Raw genomic sequence first — 530 nt, 5'->3', positions numbered from 1 at the left:
TTATCAACCTGAAGAAAGTTGAAGAGCGCGAACTGCCAGAACTGACTGAAGAGTTCATCAAACGTTTCGGCGTTGAAGATGGCTCCGTTGCCGGTCTGCGTGCAGAAGTGCGTAAAAACATGGAGCGCGAGCTGAACGGCGCCGTGCGTAACCGTGTGAAATCTCAGGCTATCGAAGGTCTGGTGAAAGCGAACGAAATCGACGTTCCTGCAGCACTGATTGACAGCGAAATCGACGTTCTGCGTCGCCAGGCTACACAGCGCTTCGGAGGCAACCAGCAGCAAGCGCTGGAACTGCCTCGCGAACTGTTCGAAGAGCAGGCTAAACGCCGCGTTGTAGTCGGTCTGCTGCTGGGCGAAGTGATTCGTACCCACGAGCTGAAAGCTGACGAAGATCGCGTGAAAGGCCTGATCGAAGAGATGGCTTCTGCTTACGAAGATCCGCGTGAAGTGGTTGAGTTCTACGGCAGCAACAAAGAGCTGATGGACAACATGCGCAACGTAGCCCTGGAAGAGCAGGCTGTTGAAGCG

1 pseudogene is annotated in these 530 nt (G+C 54.5%); it reads left to right on the top strand.

The annotated features are described in order from the left end of the window. Positions 1–530: pseudogene (locus tag K5E19_RS23840) on the top strand (trigger factor); the annotation flags it as partial.

Origin of the sequence: Enterobacter sp. RIT637, assembly GCF_019718755.1 — a bacterium.
In the GTDB taxonomy this organism is placed as follows: domain Bacteria; phylum Pseudomonadota; class Gammaproteobacteria; order Enterobacterales; family Enterobacteriaceae; genus Enterobacter.
The sequence above is the reverse complement of the archived record's forward strand: the minus strand, read 5'-3'. Positions and strand labels throughout refer to the sequence as shown.